The 17,364-nt window shown below is 73.6% G+C and carries 16 protein-coding genes; 2 read left to right on the top strand and 14 right to left on the bottom strand.

Annotated elements, in window-relative coordinates; all coding sequences use genetic code 11:
* Positions 1-71: 71 nt before the first annotated feature.
* The 14 genes from hpf to IEV65_RS04305 form a co-directional block, all read right to left on the bottom strand.
* Complete coding sequence (gene hpf / locus IEV65_RS04370) at positions 72-758, bottom strand: ribosome hibernation-promoting factor, HPF/YfiA family (RefSeq protein WP_188428344.1); 687 nt, start codon at positions 756-758, stop codon at positions 72-74.
* Positions 759-869: 111 nt separating this feature from the next.
* Complete coding sequence (locus IEV65_RS04365; RefSeq protein ID WP_188428343.1) at positions 870-1,637, bottom strand: ComF family protein; 768 nt, start codon at positions 1,635-1,637, stop codon at positions 870-872.
* Positions 1,638-1,691: 54 nt separating this feature from the next.
* Positions 1,692-3,449, bottom strand: coding sequence for an LpqB family beta-propeller domain-containing protein (locus IEV65_RS04360; RefSeq protein ID WP_188428342.1), 1,758 nt, complete (start codon positions 3,447-3,449; stop codon positions 1,692-1,694).
* Entirely contained in the window at positions 3,446-5,221 is a 1,776-nt protein-coding gene (mtrB, locus tag IEV65_RS04355; RefSeq protein WP_229734882.1) for an MtrAB system histidine kinase MtrB, read from the bottom strand. The genes IEV65_RS04360 and mtrB overlap by 4 nt, the downstream gene beginning before the upstream one ends.
* The gene (gene mtrA, locus IEV65_RS04350; protein WP_188428340.1) at positions 5,193-5,870 is read right to left on the bottom strand and encodes an MtrAB system response regulator MtrA; all 678 of its coding nucleotides are present in this window, start codon (positions 5,868-5,870) and stop codon (positions 5,193-5,195) included. The genes mtrB and mtrA overlap by 29 nt, the downstream gene beginning before the upstream one ends.
* Positions 5,871-5,892: 22 nt before the next feature.
* A complete protein-coding gene (gene ahcY / locus IEV65_RS04345; RefSeq protein ID WP_229734881.1) occupies positions 5,893-7,371 on the bottom strand; it encodes an adenosylhomocysteinase in 1,479 nt (492 codons plus the stop codon).
* 5 nt (positions 7,372-7,376) lie between these two features.
* Positions 7,377-8,882 (bottom strand): mycothione reductase, encoded by a 1,506-nt coding sequence (locus IEV65_RS04340; RefSeq protein WP_188428338.1) that lies wholly within the window; start codon positions 8,880-8,882, stop codon positions 7,377-7,379.
* Between the two features lie 20 nt (positions 8,883-8,902).
* Entirely contained in the window at positions 8,903-9,985 is a 1,083-nt protein-coding gene (locus IEV65_RS04335) for a DNA polymerase IV (RefSeq protein WP_443093925.1), read from the bottom strand.
* A gap of 25 nt (positions 9,986-10,010) precedes the next feature.
* Positions 10,011-11,270, bottom strand: coding sequence for a kynureninase (locus IEV65_RS04330; protein WP_188428337.1), 1,260 nt, complete (start codon positions 11,268-11,270; stop codon positions 10,011-10,013).
* A complete protein-coding gene (gene kynA / locus IEV65_RS04325; protein WP_188428336.1) occupies positions 11,267-12,175 on the bottom strand; it encodes a tryptophan 2,3-dioxygenase in 909 nt (302 codons plus the stop codon). Before kynA ends, IEV65_RS04330 begins: the two co-directional genes overlap by 4 nt.
* A 62-nt stretch (positions 12,176-12,237) precedes the next feature.
* On the bottom strand, positions 12,238-13,539 hold the full coding sequence (locus IEV65_RS04320; protein WP_188428335.1) for an SIS domain-containing protein: 1,302 nt from the start codon (positions 13,537-13,539) through the stop codon (positions 12,238-12,240).
* A gap of 12 nt (positions 13,540-13,551) precedes the next feature.
* On the bottom strand, positions 13,552-13,761 hold the full coding sequence (locus tag IEV65_RS04315) for a Trm112 family protein (protein ID WP_188428334.1): 210 nt from the start codon (positions 13,759-13,761) through the stop codon (positions 13,552-13,554).
* A 1-nt stretch (position 13,762) separates the two neighbouring features.
* Positions 13,763-15,187 (bottom strand): phosphomannomutase/phosphoglucomutase, encoded by a 1,425-nt coding sequence (locus IEV65_RS04310; protein WP_188428333.1) that lies wholly within the window; start codon positions 15,185-15,187, stop codon positions 13,763-13,765.
* A gap of 57 nt (positions 15,188-15,244) precedes the next feature.
* Positions 15,245-15,625 carry a DUF3499 domain-containing protein gene (locus IEV65_RS04305; RefSeq protein ID WP_188428332.1) on the bottom strand — a complete coding sequence of 127 codons (381 nt, stop codon included), beginning with the start codon at positions 15,623-15,625 and terminating at the stop codon, positions 15,245-15,247.
* Positions 15,626-15,732: 107 nt separating this feature from the next.
* Here IEV65_RS04305 and IEV65_RS04300 point away from each other — a divergent pair, with 107 nt between their 5' ends.
* Together IEV65_RS04300 and IEV65_RS04295 are read left to right on the top strand one after the other, a co-directional pair.
* Complete coding sequence (locus tag IEV65_RS04300) at positions 15,733-16,119, top strand: metallopeptidase family protein (RefSeq protein ID WP_229734879.1); 387 nt, start codon at positions 15,733-15,735, stop codon at positions 16,117-16,119.
* Between the two features lie 30 nt (positions 16,120-16,149).
* Positions 16,150-17,358 (top strand): ATP-grasp domain-containing protein, encoded by a 1,209-nt coding sequence (locus IEV65_RS04295; protein WP_229734878.1) that lies wholly within the window; start codon positions 16,150-16,152, stop codon positions 17,356-17,358.
* The last annotated feature ends 6 nt before the right edge of the window (positions 17,359-17,364 follow it).

Here is a 17,364-nt window from a genome sequence, read left to right as displayed (position 1 = left end):
GCCCGGCCGCACCCGTCACGGCGGCGGGCCCGCCACCTGCTCGGTGACGGGCCCGCGGCCGGGGTGCAGGACTACGACGCGTAGGCCTCCTCGTCGGACTCGTGGACCTCATAGGCGTCCTCGGCGTCGAGGTCCAGCCGGACCACGCCGTAGGACCAGCCACGCCGCCGGTAGACCACGCTCGGGCGGTCGGTGTCGACGTCGTGGAAGAGGAAGAAGTCGTGGCCGACCAGCTCCATGCGCGAGAGGGCCTGGCCCACGGTCATCGGGCTGGAGGGGTGCGTCTTCTCGCGGATCTCGATCGGGCTGTTGCCGCGGGTGTCGAGGGCGGCGTCCAGCGCCTCCTCGCTGCTCGGCGCCGGCGGCTGGACCGGCTCCTCGCCCGCGGCGAGGGGCTCGGTCGGGAGTCCGAACGTGGCCTCCGCGACGGAGGCGGGACGGTGCTTGCCCGTGTGGCTCACGCGGCGCTTGTCGTGCAGCCGGCGCAGCCGTTCGGTCAGCTTGGTCATGGCCAGGTCGAGCGCGGCGTACTCCTCGTCCGCGGCGGCCTCGGCGCGCACCACGGTCCGCTGCACGTAGCAGGTGATCTCGCAGCGCTCGGACTCCTTGGCCTGACGGGGGTTGGCCTCGTGCGTCAGGACGACCTCGGTGCGGCGCACCCGGGGAGCCAGCTGCGGGATCTTGCTGAGCTTCTCCTCCAGATGACGGCGGAATCGGTCCGAGACGTCCTTCTTGCGACCGGTCACGATGAGTTCCATGTAGTCCTCCATGGGAAGGGGTGGTGAGGGGTTTCACGGCGTCTGTCCTGGCGCCTTGCTCGTCCGGCCTCACCCCCGATCCGTGCGCATGAGGGGCTCCATGAACTCACACTAGTCCGCCCGCGCCGCTTCCGGTAGACCGGCTCGCGGACGCCGACGGGTGGCCGCCAGCGTGGCTGCCGCGACCGGCCCCGCACCGCACTCGCGCAGCGCGCGGGCGCACTCGGCGAGGGTCGCGCCCGTGGTCACCACGTCGTCGACCACGATGCACGGCCTCCCGACGATCCGCCCCGCGAGGACGGGCCGGACCCTGACCGCGCCGGCGAGGTTGGCGGCACGGGCCCGGGCGTCCAGCCCTGCCTGGTCCTGCACCCGCCTGACCAGACACAGCGCGTCCAGCACCTCCAGGGGCCGCGGTCCCTCGCTGCGGGGTATGCCGCGCACCGCCGCCCTGGTCAGGGCGGCGACGCGGTGCTCCCCGCGGGCGCGGGTGCCCGCCCGTCCGGAGGGTGCGGGAAGCAGCAGCACGGCGTCACCGGCCGCGAGCGCCTCGGCGTGGTGGACCGACCCGTCGAGGGCGGCCGCGAGCACGGCGCGCAGCACCGGGGCCAGGACCGCGGTGAGGTCGGCGCGGCCGCCGTCCTTCCAGGCGACGACCCCCGCCCGGACCGCGCCCGCGTAGGCCGCTCCGGACCAGGTCGGCGGCAGACCGGCCGGCCGGGGCGTGGGCGACCAGGGGCCGGCTCCGGCCGCTCCGTCGCGCAGCGACGCCGCGCAGTCCGAGCACCACCGGGTGCCGGCCCGCGAGCATCCTCCGCACGCGGCGGGCGCCGCCAGGTCGAGGAGGGCGAGCAGGTCCTCCCCGGGGCGCCACGTCATACCTCCAGCGTCGCCGAAGGACCGTCGCGGGACGGTCCTTGTCCACAGGGGCCCTCAGGCGCCGGGGATGACCAGCTCGTCGCCGTTGCGGGCGTCGTACCAGCCGGTCGTGCCCTCGGTGGTGTGGAAGCGGCCGTCCGCGGTGCGGGCGATCGGGGTGTAGGTGTCACCGTCCGGCACGGCGAGGACCTCGCTCAGCCCCTCCTGGACACCGAGCGGGCGGACCCACCCGCCGAGCGGGACCCGGTAGCCGCCGAGCATCTCCTCACCTTCGCGTCGGGCCGTCACGATCAGTTCGGTGGTCGTGGCCCACCGGGCCGAGACGACGCCCGTGAGCGTGGGCGCCACCTCGATCGGCGCGTCGATCCCCGTCGGGCTCCCGTCCGCGTCACGGACGATCCCCGCGAGCAGAAGGCGACCAGCCGCCCCGTCCGCGTCGGTGACGACCATGAGCGCCCGGGTGCCGTCCTGGGAGACCCGGAAGGACCGGATGCGGTCGTCGTCCCTCAGGTCCGGCACGTCGAGGGGGCGGGCGACCGCACCGACATCGTCGGCGTCGACGTACCACACGCGCGGCGCGCCGCCGCCGCGCGCGGCACCCGCGACCCAGAGCAGCCCGTGGGGGTCGAAGCTGGGCGGCACCAGCTCGTCGCCGATCCCCGGGTTGACGTCCTCGCGCCCGGACCGCCAGCGCCACAGCTTGGTGCCGTCCACGGAGACCGCCGCCAGGGACTGCAGGTCTGCGGACGCGGCGACCCCGGTCCACGACGGGCCGAGGGTCGGCAGCTCCACGGCCGACGTGGCCTGGACGTCACGGAGGTCGTAGACGTGGGGGTCGACCACCACGAAGGTGTCCTGGACCCGCAGGAGCGCGCGGTCCGCGCGAGGCTCGACGTCGCGGAAGCCGAGATCGCTCTGCGTGGTGACCGGACCGGAGTCGTCGACGCTGCGCCCGGCCAGCCGCAGGTCGACCCCCTGGATGCCGTCGACCCCCAGCAGCGCCTTGGAGAGCTGGGCCCGCAGCTCACGGACACGCACCGGGTCCTCGCTGAGGCCGGCCCCCTGCAGGTTGACGGTCGCCACCCGGGTCTCGGCGTCCACCGGCACGGCCGCGACGGTGAGCCGTCCCTCGCCTGCGGCCCCGGTGTCGACCGCTCCCTCCAGGTAGGGCGGCACGTCCACCAGCTGGGCGCGGGCCAGCGAGGTCGGCAGCCCCTCCCCCTCGGCCAGCCACCGGACGTCCGGGACGAAGACGCCGAGCTCGCGGTTGAGGTAGACGATCTTCCTCGGCCGGAAGGCCTGGTCGAGGTCGGTGCGGGACAGCCACAGCCCGAACCCCTCCGGGAAGCCGGAGATGCGCCACTGGCCGTCGACCGGGCTCAGCTCGAAGGTCTCGGTCACGGTGGTGCCGCTAGGGAGCTCGACCAGCCGGCCGAACGCGTCGATCTGGGCGCTGATCGGGGCGGACACCTGGACCCTGCCCGAGTCCGCCGGGGTGACCACCGGGTTGCCCTCGAGGACGAGCACGCTGCTCGTGGGGACCCACTCGCTCGCGAGGGCCGGGGTGAGGTACTCGCGGGCCACGTCGTCGTCCTCGGCAAAGCCGACGTTGGTGCGCAGGAAGCCCCGGACGATGTCGACCGCGCTCGCGTTGGCGCGCGGGGCCGGCAGCACGCGGGTGACGTCCTCACGCGGCTGGACCTCCACGGGCAGTCCGGCGCGCGGGACCGGGTCGGTGGGCAGCGTGCTGGAGCAGCCGGCCAGCAGGACGGCGACCGCAGCAGAGGCGCACAGCGCGCCGGAGCCCTTCACGACGTCTCCTTCCGGTTGGCGAGCGCGAGGACCAGCGGCGGGACCTCGTCGTCGGGCAGGGGCGCACCGCTGGACGGGTCGCGCCAGGGCGGGGCCTCGGCGATCACGTAGGCCTCGTTGCGAGGCAGCACCAGCCGGAAGCAGCTGCCCTCCCCCGGCGCACTGCTGACCTGCAGCCAGCCACCGTGCACGCGCGCATCCTCGACGGCGATCGCCAGCCCCAGCCCGGTGCCCCCCGTGGTGCGCTGGCGGGAGGGGTCGGCCCGCCAGAACCGGTCGAAGACCCGCTCCTGCTGGGCCTCGTCCATGCCGATGCCGCGGTCGCGGACGCACACCGAGACAGCCTCGGCGGTCGCCGCCACGGTCACCGTCACCGGACGGTGCTCCCCGTGCTCGACGGCGTTGGCGAGCAGGTTGCGCAGGACGCGCGCGACCCGGCGCCCGTCCATGGCCGTCGGCAGCGGGTCGCCGTCGGGCAGCCGCACGACGACGTCGGTGCCCAGCGAGCGGGCCAGGGCCTGCACCCCGTCCACGGCGGACCGCACCACGCGGACCATGTCCTCGCGGTGCCGCTCGAGGGTGACCGCGCCGGAGTCGAAACGACTGATCTCCAGCAGCTCGGTCAGCAGCTCCTCGAAGCGGTCCAGCTCCTGCTGCAGCAGCTCGGCGGAGCGCGCCATGGGCTCGGGGAAGTCGTCGCGCCCGGCATGGAGCACCTCCCCCGCCATCCGGATCGTCGTCAACGGCGTGCGCAGCTCGTGGGAGACGTCGGAGACGAAGCGCTGCTGCAGCTGCGAGAGCGAGCGCAGCTCCCGGATCCGCAGCTGGATGGAGTCCGCCATCGTGTTGAACGAGGTGGCGAGCTGGGCCAGCTCGTCGCTGCCCTGCACCGGGAGCCGCTCGTCCAGGTGGCCCGCGGCCAGCTGCCGGGAGACCACGGCCGCCCGCTCCAGCGGCCGCGTGACCAGCCGCGTCGCGAGCCACCCCAGCCCGCCCACCAGGATCCCCAGCCCCATGCCTGCCGCGACGAACAGCCCACGCACCAGGTCCAGGGTCTCCTGCTCGCGCACCATGGGGTAGACGAGCACCAGGTCGTAGGCGCCCGCGCGCAGCAGGCTCATCCTCGAGCCGACGACGACCGAGGTCACCGGCTCCTCGCGGTCGACCATGCGGACCGGCACCACGACCACCTGCTGGTCCTCGGGTCCGGCGGCCAGGGCTTCCCGCAGCCCGGCGGGGACGGCGTCGTCGCTCACGCCGACCGCGATGGCGGGAACGATGCCGCCGCGCTCGTTGTCGAGCGCCGGGGAGAGCACCACCTGACGTCCGAGCTCGGCGTTGGTGCCGGCCATGGACAGGACCAGGTCGTGGGCGGCCACCGTCAGGGCGGCGTCGTCACGACGGTCGATCGAGTCGATGGCCTCCTGGGCGAGCGCCACCTGCTGCGCGGCGTCACGCTGCGCGCTGTCGACCGCCTGGGCGACCAGACCGTTGGCGATCTGCTGGTAGAGCAGGGAGCCCAGCAGCAGACCGAAGGCGAGGCCCAGGACCAGCGTGATCGTGATGACGCGCACCCGCATGGAGCTGTGCCACCAGTCGAGGAAGGCCGTGGCCAGGCGTCCGGCGCGCAGCGTCGGCGGTCCACCCCGCGTGACCTCCGGCCGCGTCCGGGCCAGGTCCGGACGCCCCGCCGTCGCGTTGAGCTGGTCCGGAGCGTGCGCCGCCGGCTCGCCGCCGAGGCGCTCAGGGATGGCCGGCCTTGTAACCGACACCACGGACGGTCACCACGATCTGGGGGTTCTCGGGGTCCTTCTCGATCTTGGAGCGGAGGCGCTGCACGTGGACGTTGACCAGCCTCGTGTCGCCGGCGTGCCGGTAGCCCCAGACCTGCTCCAGGAGAGACTCACGGTCGAAGACCTGGCTGGGCTTGCTGGCGAGCGCGACCAGCAGGTCGAACTCCAGCGGGGTCAGCGAGATCGGCTCGCCGCCGCGGGTGACCTCGTGCCCGGCGACGTCGATGGTGATGTCGCCGACCTGCAGCCGACCGTCGTCCTCGGTGTCGAGACGGCGCAGCCGGGCCCGCACCCGGGCCAGCAGCTCCTGGGGCTTGAACGGCTTGACGACGTAGTCGTCCGCCCCTGCCTCCAGGCCGCCCACCACGTCCCGGGTGTCGGTGCGCGCGGTCAGCATGACGATCGGCACGCCGGACTCCTGCCGCAGCTGGCGGCAGACCTCGATGCCGTCGACGGTGGGAAGCATGACGTCGAGCAGCACCAGGTCGGGCCGCAGCTCGCGGAAGGTGGGCAGGGCCCGGCCGCCGTCGCCGCAGGTCGCGACGACGTAACCCTCCTTGCGGAGGATGATGCCGAGCATCTCGGCGAGGGCCTGGTCGTCGTCGACGACGAGGATGCTGGCGGTCACCGGCTGCCTCCTGTCGGTGCGTCTAGTAGCGGTAGTGGTCCGGCTTGTAGGGCCCGGCGACGTCGATCCCGAGATAGGCGGCCTGCTCCTTGGTGAGCTCGGTCAGGTGCGCGGCGACCGACTCCAGGTGCAGGCGCGCCACCTCCTCGTCCAGGGCCTTGGGCAGCGTGTGCACCCCGACCGGGTAGTCCTGCGGCCGGGTGAAGATCTCGATCTGGGCCAGCACCTGGTTGGTGAAGCTGGTCGACATGACGAAGCTGGGGTGGCCGGTCGCGTTGCCCAGGTTGAGCAGCCGCCCCTCCGACAGGACGATGAAGGACCGCTCCCCGCGCTCCTGCCCGTCCACGCTCTCGGCCGGCAGCGTCCACTCGTGCACCTGCGGCTTGATCTCGGTGCGTCGGGCCCCGGGCACGCGGGCCAGGCCGGCCATGTCGATCTCGTTGTCGAAGTGACCGATGTTGCCCAGGACCGCCTTGTCCTTCAGGCGCCGCATGTGCTCGGCCGTGACCACGTCCTTGCAGCCGGTGGCCGTGACGACGAAGTCGGCCTGGGAGATGACGTCCTCGAGGCGCGCGACCTGGTAGCCGTCCATCGCGGCCTGCAGCGCGCAGATCGGGTCGATCTCGGTGACGATGACGCGCGCGCCCTGCCCGCGCAGGGCCTCCGCGCAGCCCTTGCCGACGTCGCCGTAGCCGCACACCACGGCCACCTTGCCGCCGATGAGCACGTCCGTGGCGCGGTTGATCCCGTCGACGAGGCTGTGCCGGCATCCGTAGGTGTTGTCGAACTTGCTCTTGGTCACCGAGTCGTTGACGTTGATCGCCGGGAAGAGCAGCTGCCCGGCCTCGTGCAGCTGGTACAGCCGGTGCACCCCGGTCGTGGTCTCCTCGGTCACGCCGCGGATGCCCGCCGCGACGTCGGTCCAGCGGGTCGGGTGCTCGGACAGCCCGGCACGCACGGTCTGAAGGATCACCTTCCACTCGTCCGAGTCCTCCGGCTCCGGGCTCGGCACCGCGCCCTGTCGCTCCCACTCGCGCCCCTTGAGCACGAGGAGCGTCGCGTCACCGCCGTCGTCGAGGATCATGTTCGGGCCCTCCCCCGGCCACAGCATGATCTGCGTGGTGCACCACCAGTAGTCCTCCAGGCTCTCGCCCTTCCAGGCGAAGACCGGAACGCCGCGGGGGTCGTCGGGGGTGCCGTCCGGGCCGACGACCACGGCCGCCGCGGCCTCGTCCTGGGTGGAGAAGATGTTGCACGAGGCCCAGCGCACCTGAGCGCCCAGCGCCACCAGCGTCTCGATGAGCACGGCCGTCTGCACCGTCATGTGCAGGGAGCCGGCGATCCGGGCCCCTTCGAGCGGCCGCTGGTCGCCGAACCGCTCGCGCAGCGCCATGAGACCGGGCATCTCGTGCTCGGCCAGCCGGATCTGGTGGCGGCCCCGCTCGGCGAGGGACAGGTCGGCGACCTTGTGGTCGAGGGTCGTCGTCATGGCGTCGGACATGCTGCTCATGCTACGTCCAGCGGTGTGCCCCCCTCGTGCTCGCCGGCCGGGTCGTACTCCGCGGTCGCGTCGTGGAAGGGCTGGACGTCCAGGCCGAGCAGGGCGTTCTCTAGGACCTCCGAGAGCGCCGGGTGGATCCAGTACTGCCCCCGCGCCAGCTGCTCCGCGGTCGGTCCGCCCTCCGGGCCGGCCAGGCTCAGGGCCTGGATGACCGGCTGGATGAGGCTGGAGGCGTGCGGACCCATCGCGTGGGCACCGAGCAGGCGGCCGGTGCGGCGGTCGCCGACCAGCTTGAACAGGCCGGTGGTGTCCTCCATCGCCCAGCCGTACGCGATGTCGCCGTAGCGCTGGACCTTGACGGTCACGTCATACCCCGCCTCGCGCGCCCCCGCCTCGCTCAGCCCGACCGTGGCCACCTGGGGATGGGTGAAGACGGCGGCCGGCACGTAGCGGTGGTCGACGGTGCGCAGGTCCTGGGGGTGCACCAGGTTGTGGGCCACGACGCGCGCCTCGTGGTTGGCGACGTGCTTGAGCTGGTAGGTCGAGCTGACGTCGCCGAGCGCCCAGACGCCCGCCGCGTCGGTGCGGCCGTGCTCGTCGACGGCGACCCGGCCGTCGTCGTGGGTGCGGACCGCGGTGCGCTCCAGCCCGAGGTCGTCACTGTTGGGGGTGCGACCGGTGGCCACCAGCAGGAGCTCTCCGGTGACCGTCGCGCCGTCCGCCAGGTCCAGCTCGACGCCCTCGCCGCCGGCGCGCACCGCCGTGGGGCGGGCGTCGGTGTGCAGGTGCCACGCCTGCCGGGCGAGGTCGGTGAACGCCTGCGAGATCTCCTCGTCGACGCCCCGGAGCATCCGGCTCGAGCGCGTCACGACCGACACCCGCACGCCGAGGGAGGAGAAGACATGGGCGAACTCCGCCGCGACGACACCTCCCCCCACGACGACCATGCTGGCCGGCAGCTCGTCGATGCGCATCACGCTGTCGGAGGTGTGGAAGGGCACCCCCGCGTCCAGGACCACCTGCGGGACCCGCGGCCGCGCCCCGGTCGCGACGACCACCTGGTCCGCCGTGATCCGGTGGCGGGTCCCGACCTCGTGCCGCCCGCCGGGCCGGGTGATGACGACCTCCACCTCGCGGTCACCGACGAACCGCCCGTGCCCGAGGTAGAGGTCGGTGTGGTCCGCGTCGCGGCGGTAGTCGCGCCCGCCCTCGCTGATCGGGTCGATGCGGCCGAACACCCGGTCGCGGATATCGCGCCACCGCACCCCGTCCAGGGTGGCGTCGACGCCGAAGCGGGCGGCGTCGCGGACCGTCGAGGCGACCTCCGCGGCATACACGAACATCTTGGTCGGGATGCAGCCGACGTTGAGGCAGGTGCCGCCGAAGGCACCCTCGCTCCCGACGCCACGGTCCACGACCGCCGTGCGTCGCGACTCCATCTCGCTGGTGACCAGGGAGTTGCCCGAGCCGGAGCCGAGGATGATCAGGTCGTAGTGCGTGCTGTCCGTCACCCCGTCAGGCTAGTCGGGGCCTACCAGGCCGATCGCGTCGGCGTGGTCCCCTCGCGCGCACCGTCGGGCATCGTCATCTCCAGGTGGACGCCCACCAGCCGCACCCGACGGTCGGGGTCCACCCGCCCGGCGAGGGTCAGGGCCACCGCCGTCACCGTGGCCCGGTCGTCGGTGGCGGGGATCGTGCGGCCGTAGCTGCGGGTCAGGAAGGGCGCGTAGCGGACCTTGAGCGTGACCCGCACCACCGGCCGTCCCTCCGCGGCGACGTCGTCGAGCACCGCCGCGACCAGCTCCTGCACCGCCGCCCGCACCTGCTCCGGCTCCTCCAGGTCGCGCTGGAAGGTCTGCTCGCGGCTGTGACCGCGGGCCACCCACGGCGTGTCGTCCACCTCGCTCGCTCCTTCGCCGCGACCGAGCTGGAGGTACCACGGCCCCATGCGCGGGCCGAACTCCTGCACGAGGACCTCCCGGTCCGCGTGCGCAAGCTGGTCGACGGTGAGGATGTCGTGCGCCGCGAGCCGCGCCGAGACGCGCGGGCCCACGCCCCACAGGTCCCGCGTGGGGCGAGGGCCCATGACGGTCAGCCAGTTCTCGCGGGTCAGCCGGAAGGTCCCTCCGGGCTTGCCGAACACGGTGGCGTTCTTGGCCCGCACGGTCGAGTCGCCGATCCCCACCGTGCAGCGCAGGTCGGTATGCCGCAGCACCTCACCCTGGATCTCGCGCGCGAGGGCCTCCGGGTCCTCGGTCGTCGCGCCGACGAAGGCCTCGTCCCAGCCCAGCACCTGCACGCGCGCACCGGGGTGGCGCAGCCCCCGGAGCACCGCCATCACCTCCGCGGACGCGGCCTCGTAGGCCTCGCGGTCGTGCGGCAGGAAGACCGCGTCGGGGGCCTTGCGCGCAGCGGTGCGCAGGGGCATGCCCGAGCCGACGCCGAGCTCGCGTGCCTCGTAGGACGCCGTCGCCACGACGCCCCGCTCGGTGGGGTCGCCCCGACCCCCCACCACCACCTGCCGCCCGGCGAGCTCCGGGCGGCGCAGGACCTCGACCGCCGCGATGAACTGGTCGAGGTCCACGTGCAGCACCCAGGGCCGGGTCGTCGTCACGGCCCCAGTCTGCACGTCGGACGCCTCAGCGCGCCGCCTCGAGCTCCTCGCGCACCGCGGCCAGGCCGTCCCAGACCTCGACGAAGGTGGTGGACAACGGCGCCAGGCCGACCCGCAGGCCGTCGGGGGCGCGGAAGTCGGGGATCACCCCGCGCTCCCACAGCCGCCGGTTGACCACCTCGAAGTCCGGGTGGCGGAGGGTGACGTGGCCACCGCGCCGCTCGTGGTCGCGCGGGCTGGCGACCACGACGCCGAGCTCGTCGGGCCAGGCGTCGACCACGGCGAGGGTGAGGTCGGTGAGGAGCAGCGACTTGGCGCGCACGGCCTCGATGCCGGCCTCCTCGAGCATCTGCAGCGACAGCCACAAGGGCACCATGCCGGTCACCGGCGGGGTGCCGCTGACCAGGCTGCGCACACCCGGGGCCGGGGAGTAGCCCTGCTCCATGAGGAAGGAGTCGCGGCGTCCCATCCAGCCCTGCACCGGCTGCCGCAGCGTGGGGATGTCGTGGAGCCGCGCCGCGAGGTAGGCGTGGGCGGGGGCGCCGGGACCGCCGTTGAGGTACTTGTAGTCGCAGCCCACCGCCGCGTCCCAGCCCCAGTCGTCGGCGCGCACCGGCACCGACCCTGCCGAGTGGCAGGTGTCCCACAGCACCAGCGCCCCGGAGTCGTGGGCCACGCGGGTGATCTGCTCCGCGTCGGCCACCCAGCCGGAGCGGTAGGCGACGTGGGACAGCAGGACCACCGCCGTGGCCGGACCGACGACGTCGCCGACCTGGTCCGGGGTCACCCCAGCGGCGGTGTCGACCTCGATCCAGCGCAGCGTCATCCCCCGCTCGGCGGCCACGCCCTCGGCGACGTAGCGGTCGGTCGGGAAGTTGTCCCGGTCGAGAACGATCTCCGTCCGACCGGGGTCCAGCGCGACCTGGTGGTCGACGAGGGCGCGCAGCACCTTGTAGAGCAGCACGGTCGTGGAGTCGGCGACCACGGTCTGCCCCGGCGCCGCGCCGAGGGCCGCCCGGCCCACGAGGTCGCCGAGCTGCTCGGGCCAGGGCAGCCAGCTCTCGTCCCAGCTGCGGATGAGGAGGGTCCCCCAGGCGCCCCGCACGAGCTCGGCCACCGCCTCGGCTGTGCCCGCGACCGGCCGGCCCAGCGAGTTGCCGTCGAAGTAGGCGACCAACCCCTCGGCGGGCTCGAAACGCGAGGTGTACGCGCCGAGCGGGTCGGCCGCGTCCAGGGCGAGCGCGTCCGCCCGCGTGGGGGTCGTCCCTGCGGTGAGCTCGGTCACGAGCCGTCACCTCCGTGGTAGCCGTCGGGAGTGACGTCCTGGATCCGGGACCGGACGTCGTAGAGCTCGGGGAAGAAGGTGAGGTCGAGCGCACGCCGCAGGAAGGGCACGCCGGAGCTCCCGCCGGTCCCGCGCTTGGAGCCGATGATCCGCTCGACGGTCTTGAGGTGACGGAAGCGCCATACCTGGAAGTTGTCCTCCACGTCCACGAGGTCCTCGGCGAGGTGGTACTCGGGCCAGTGCCGCGCCGGGTCGGCGTAGATGGCGGCGAAGACGTCGACGACGCCCTCGTGGCTCTCGTAGGGCTGGGTCACGTCGCGGTCGAGCACCTCCTGCGGGACCGGGTGGCCGCGACGGGCCAGCAGGCGCAGCACCTCGTCGTAGAGGCTGGGCTCGTGCAGCAGCCGGTCCAGCTCGGCGTGGACGGCGGCGTCGTGCGCGAAGACCCTGAGCATCTCGGGGTTCTTGTTGCCCAGGGAGAACTCCACCGCGCGGTACTGCCAGGACTGGAAGCCGGAGCCGGTCGCCAGGAAGTGGCGGAACTGGGCGTACTCGCTCGGGGTGAGGGTCGCCAGCACCGACCACTGCTCGGTGAGCGTGTGCTGGATGTGCTTGACCCTGGCGATGCGCTTGAGCGCCGGCTGCACGTCGTCGGTCGCCAGCAGCTGCCGGGCCGAGGTCAGCTCGTGGAGCATGAGCTTGAGCCACAGCTCGGAGGTCTGGTGCTGGATGATGAAGAGCAGCTCGTCGTGGCGCGGCGGCACGGCCCGCGGGTGCTGCGCGTCCAGGACCGTGTGCAGGTCGAGGTAGTCACCGTAGGAGAGGTTGCGGGCCAGGTCGCGCTCGATCCCTGCCTCGATCTCGCGCACGGACCGGGTATGCCGTGGGACGTCCTTGTCTGTCACGCGCCCGAGTGTGGCACGGCTGCGACCGCGGCCACGTCGACGGGTCGGGTCAACGGGTCGGGTCAACGGGTCCGGTCGCGCAGGTCCGCCACGTGGGGGCTCACCGACGGGTCCAGCCCGAGGCCGATCGCCAGGTAGGTCGCCGTGAAGTCGACGACGGCCAGGTGGTCGGCGAGCCGCACGACGTGCTCCCCCGGGCCCGCCCGGACCTCCATCACCGTCACGCCCGCCTCGCGGGCCGTCGTCAGGACGGCGTCGGTGAGCGTCTCGGCCTCCACGGACGCCGGGGTCGGCGGGGTCACCGGGGCGTCGCGCAGCATGAGCAGCCCGAGCCGGGGCGCGGCAGGGCCGTCGAGGAAGGGATCGGCGAAGATGTCGCGACCACCCGTCCCGGACTCGGCCGCCGGCCCCCGCCGTCGCTCCATCAGCTCACCCTCGGGCTCGGCGAAGTGGTGCGGCTCCCACCCGCTCGTGTCGATGTCGCCCAGCCGGATGCGCCCCTCGTCGTAGGTGCCGGGTCGGGACCGGGCGAGACCGGCATACGGGCCGTCGAAGCAGGCCACGATGCCGCTGGCCGCGTCGGGGAGCTCGCCGAAGGGTGCCGGCACCCGGGCCGTCCGCGCGAGCATGGCGCTGGCCCGGGCGGCCGCGACCCCGCCGAGCGGTCCGTCGCCGAGGATGACGGGGACGGTCTCGGCCAGCTGGACGGCCAGCAGCTTGGCGGGGTTGACGAAGCCCTCCGAGGCCGGTCGCATCTCCTCGGCGCGCTCGTCGAGGCGGTCGGCGACCTGCTGCAGCACCGGCAGCGGCGCGTCGAGCAGGCCCAGCCGGTCCGCCCCGACGAGGACGGGCGTCAGCAGTGTCCACAGCGCGGTGCGCGAGCTGGTCCGGGTCGCCTGTCCGGTCCCGACGTGGATGCCGCGGGCGCGGTGGCACACCTCTGCGAGCGGGGAGCCGTCTGCGCCGACGGTGAGCAGCGAGGCCCCCCGACGAGCGGCCTCGGCGGCCACGGCGAGCGGCCCGGGCGCCCTCCCGGACAGCGAGACCGCCACGACGAGGTCGAGCGGGCCCACCCATCCCGGCAGCGGCAGGTTGCGTCGTGCCTGGACCGGCACGGGCGAGCCGGGCTCGGCGAGCAGCTCCAGGATGTCGGCGACGATCGAGGAGCCACCGGTGGCCGCGACGAGCACCGACCGCGGGCGGTCGTGCTCGGCGAGCCGGTCGATCCCCGCCTCCGCGGCCAGGGTGAGCGCCTCGCGCACCTGGGCACCCGCCGAGGCCAGCGCCCGCAGGGTGGCCCGGGAGTCCTTGCGGCTCAGCTCCTCCGGGTCGTCCAGGAGCGCCTCGTCGATGTAGGGGGCCATCGCCGGTCCTGCTCAGACGGTGACGACGACCGCGTCGTCGGCCAGCAGCACCGGGATCCCGTCGGAGACGGGGAAGCGGAGCCGACGGCCGGGGGCGCCGCAGTCCACCGCGCACTGCAGCGCGGGCCGGCCCTCGTCGTCGACGACGTCGACCAGCTCGTGCAGCCCCACGGGGCAGCGCAGGATCTCGCGGACCCAGGGCTCGTACTGCGGCTGTGACATGTCAGGGCTCCTGCCGTACGAGGCCCAGGACGTCGTCCCGGACCTGTTCCATCGTGGTGCGGTCCGCGGCCTCGACGTTGAGTCTCAGCAGCGGCTCGGTGTTGCTCGGGCGCAGCGAGAACCACCACACGGGGTCATCCTCCCGGCTCATGGTGAGGCCGTCCAGGGTGTCCGCGACGGCGCCGCGGTCCTGCGCCCACGCACGCACCCGCTCCGTCGCGGCCGCGACGTCGGCCACCGTGGAGTTGATCTCGCCGGAGGCGCTGTAGCGGTCGAACCGCTCGACCAGGCTCGACATCGGCGCGTCCTGCTCCCCCAGCGCGGCGAGGACGTGCAGGGCGGCGAGCATACCGGTGTCGGCATACCAGAACTCGCGGAAGTAGTAGTGGGCCGAGTGCTCACCGCCGAAGACGGCCTCGTGCTCGGCCATCTGCGCCTTGACGAAGCTGTGCCCGACCCGGGTCCGGACCGCCCGGGCGCCGAGGGCGTCCACGGTCTCCCCGACGGCGCGCGAGGTGATGAGGTTGTGCACGACGGTCACCTCCGCGGCGGGCCGGCCGCTCGCGACCTCCTTGCGGATCTCGCGCTCGGCCACGAGCGCGGTGACGGCGCTCGGGCTCACCGGCTCGCCCCGCTCGTCGACGACGACGCACCGGTCGGCATCGCCGTCGAAGGCGAGACCGAGGTCGGCCCCGTGCGCGAGCACGGCGGCCTGCAGGTCGCGCAGGTTCTCCGGCTCGAGCGGGTTGGCCTCGTGGTGCGGGAAGGTGCCGTCCAGCTCGAAGTAGAGCGGCACCACGGTCAGGGGCAGGTCCCCGCGCTGCAGCACCGCAGGGACGGTCAGGCCCGCCATCCCGTTGCCGGCGTCGACCACGACGGTCAGCGGACGCCCGCCGCGCAGGTCCACCAAGGAGCGCAGGTATGCCGCGTAGTCGTCGAGCAGGTCCGTCTCGGTGATCGTGCCCGGCACGGCCGCGCGCATCGGCGGATGGTGGTCGCCCCGGTCGAGCAGCCACTGGGCCAGGTCCCGGATCTCGGTGAGCCCTGAGTCCTGGCCGACCGGCCGGGCCGCGCTGCGGCACAGCTTGATCCCGTTGTAGCGCGCCGGGTTGTGGCTGGCGGTGAACATCGCGCCGGCCAGGCCCAGGGAGCCGCTGGCGTGGTAGAGCCCGTCGGTGGAGCAGAGTCCCACCATGGTGACGTCGACCCCCTGGGCCACCACCCCGGCGGCGAAGGCCCGCGCGAGCTCCGGTGACGAGTCGCGCATGTCGTGGCCGATCACCACGCCCCGCTCGCCCTCGGGCAGGACGACGACCTGGGCGAAGGCGGTGCCCAGAGTCGTCGCGACCTGCGGGCTGAGCTGTTCGGGGACCAGTCCGCGCACGTCGTAGGCCTTCACGACGTCGGCGAGTCTTACGGCTGTCACGTCAGACAACACTACCGAGCCGCTGCAGCCCGGGCGTCGGCCGGGAGCGGCGCCGGATCAGCGGTCCCGAAGGACGCGCAGGTGGCCCCGTCGGGCGATCTCGGTGACCGTGGCGATGGGCGGATCACCGTCGCGCAGGCCGGCCTCCACGTGGACCACCGAGCTGTGACCCCGGTGCTCCCGGACGGCGTCGGCCAGGGCGGCGAGGTCGTCGGCCGGGGGCCGGGGCTGGCCCTCGGGCAGCTCGAGCCGCACGACGTCCCAGCCGCGCGGCGCGGTCAGCTTGGTCGCGTGGTCCTCGCAGAGGTCGTAGGAGTGCGGCTCGGCGTAGGTGGCCAGCGGACCGAGCACCGCGGTCTGCTCGGCGTAGACGTACGTCAGCGTGGACGTCGCGGGGCGCGAGCACGCGGTCTTGGAGCACTGACGGGTGACGGTCACGGGACGACACTCTAGGCTCCCGCGCCGACAAACCAGCGGCACCACCCCGAGGACGTCCCCTGGACGCGTCGCGCCACGGACCGCCCCGACGCACTAGGGTCCCTGGGGTGAGCACTCGACGGGACCGGAGAGGGCGCGGGATGCGCGGCCCGCTGGCCTGGCCGCCGCTCCCGGCGACGCGCACCCGCAGTGCCGCCTTCGACGAGATGGTCCTCGATGCCGCCGAGGAGCTCGAGCGCAAGCTGGGCCACGAGCTCGGCCTGGAGCTGGCGGTCGAGGAGGTGCCGCCGTCCGACCCTGCGCCCTGGGAGCACGGCATCGCGCTCGGCCGGCTCTTCCCCGCCGAGCGCACGCTCCCCGCCCGGCTGGTCGTCTACCGGCGCCCGATCACCCAGCGGGCGGTCGACGAGACCGATCTCGCGGCGATCGTCTACGAGGTGATGGCCGAGCAGGTGGCCCGCATGCTCGGTCGCGACCCCGACGACCTGACCTGACCCACGGCATACCCAGAGGAAGGCCGACCCGTGAACGTCCTCATGCTCTCCCCCGGTTTCCCCCAGGAGCAGGCCTACTTCACGCGGGCCCTGGCCCGCACGGGCACCACGGTCGTGGGCCTGGGTGACCAGGGCGCGGGATCGCTGCCGCCGGAGGCTCGCGACGCGCTGGCCCACTACGAACAGGTGCAGCTCGCCGACCGGGACGCCGTGCTCGCGGCGGTCGACCGGATCGCCCGGCACCTGCGGCTGGACCGCGTCGAGTGCCTCTGGGAGCCGTATGTCGTCCTCGCTGCGCAGATCCGCGAGCACCTCGGGATCGAGGGGATGACCGTGCAGCAGGCGCGCACCTTCCGCGACAAGGAGCTGATGAAGCAGGTCCTCGACGAGGCCGGCATCCGCACCCCGCGGCACACGACCGCCTCCGACGCCGCCGGGGTCCGGGCGGCGGCGGAGCGTATCGGCTACCCGCTCATCATCAAGCCGCTGGACGGCGCGGGGTCGGCCGACACCTACCGCGTGGGGTCGGCGCAGGAGCTGGCCACCGTGCTCCCGCGCCTGCGGCACGTCGCCACCGTGAGCGTCGAGGAGTTCGTCGACGGTGAGGAGTTCACCTACGACACGGTGTGCGCCGGGGGCCGGGTGCTCTTCGAGAACGTCTGCCACTACCGGCCGCGGCCGCTGCTGGGCCGCAGCAACGAGTGGATCAGCCCGATGACCGTCGTGCTGCGCGAGCACGGGCCGGAGGTGCAGGCCGGGCTGGAGATGGGCCGGGCTGTCCTGGACGTGCTCGGCTTCCGGGACGGCTTCTCGCACATGGAGTGGTACCGCAAGCACGACGGGGAGGTGGTCTTCGGCGAGATCGGGGCGCGGCCTCCGGGGGCCCGGACCGTCGACGCGATGAACTACGCCGCCGACGACGACCTCTACCGCCTGTGGGCAGAGGCGACCGCAGGGACGGTCTCCCACGTGCCCGCCCACCGGTTCAACAGCGCCATCGTCTACAAGCGCGCTCAGGGCAACGGCCGCATCAGCCGGGTCGAGGGGCTGGAGGAGCTCCAGGCCGACCACCGTGACCAGCTCTGCGTGGTCGACCTGCTGCCGGTCGGCGCACCGCGCCGGGACTGGCGGGCCACGCTCATCTCCGACGGGGTCGTCATCGCCCGCGACCCGGACCTCGCGACCCTGCTGCGCCTGGCCGACCGCGTCGCGACCGACCTGCGCATCTACGCCGGGTGAGGCGCG

The organism is Ornithinimicrobium tianjinense (genome assembly GCF_014636495.1).
In the GTDB taxonomy this organism is placed as follows: Bacteria; Actinomycetota; Actinomycetes; order Actinomycetales; family Dermatophilaceae; genus Ornithinicoccus; species Ornithinicoccus tianjinensis.
Note: the sequence above shows the minus strand (reverse complement) of the source record. Positions and strands in the feature narration are given on the sequence as shown.

Excerpts from the sequence above, each read along its gene's own strand:
- IEV65_RS04320 (WP_188428335.1), bottom strand. The coding sequence starts at position 13,539 with ATGGCCCCCTACATCGACGAGGCGCTCCTGGACGACCCGGAGGAGCTG.
- ahcY (WP_229734881.1), bottom strand. The coding sequence starts at position 7,371 with ATGTCCGACGCCATGACGACGACCCTCGACCACAAGGTCGCCGACCTG.
- IEV65_RS04315 (WP_188428334.1), bottom strand. The coding sequence starts at position 13,761 with ATGTCACAGCCGCAGTACGAGCCCTGGGTCCGCGAGATCCTGCGCTGC.
- hpf (WP_188428344.1), bottom strand. The coding sequence starts at position 758 with ATGGAACTCATCGTGACCGGTCGCAAGAAGGACGTCTCGGACCGATTC.
- IEV65_RS04365 (WP_188428343.1), bottom strand. The coding sequence starts at position 1,637 with ATGACGTGGCGCCCCGGGGAGGACCTGCTCGCCCTCCTCGACCTGGCG.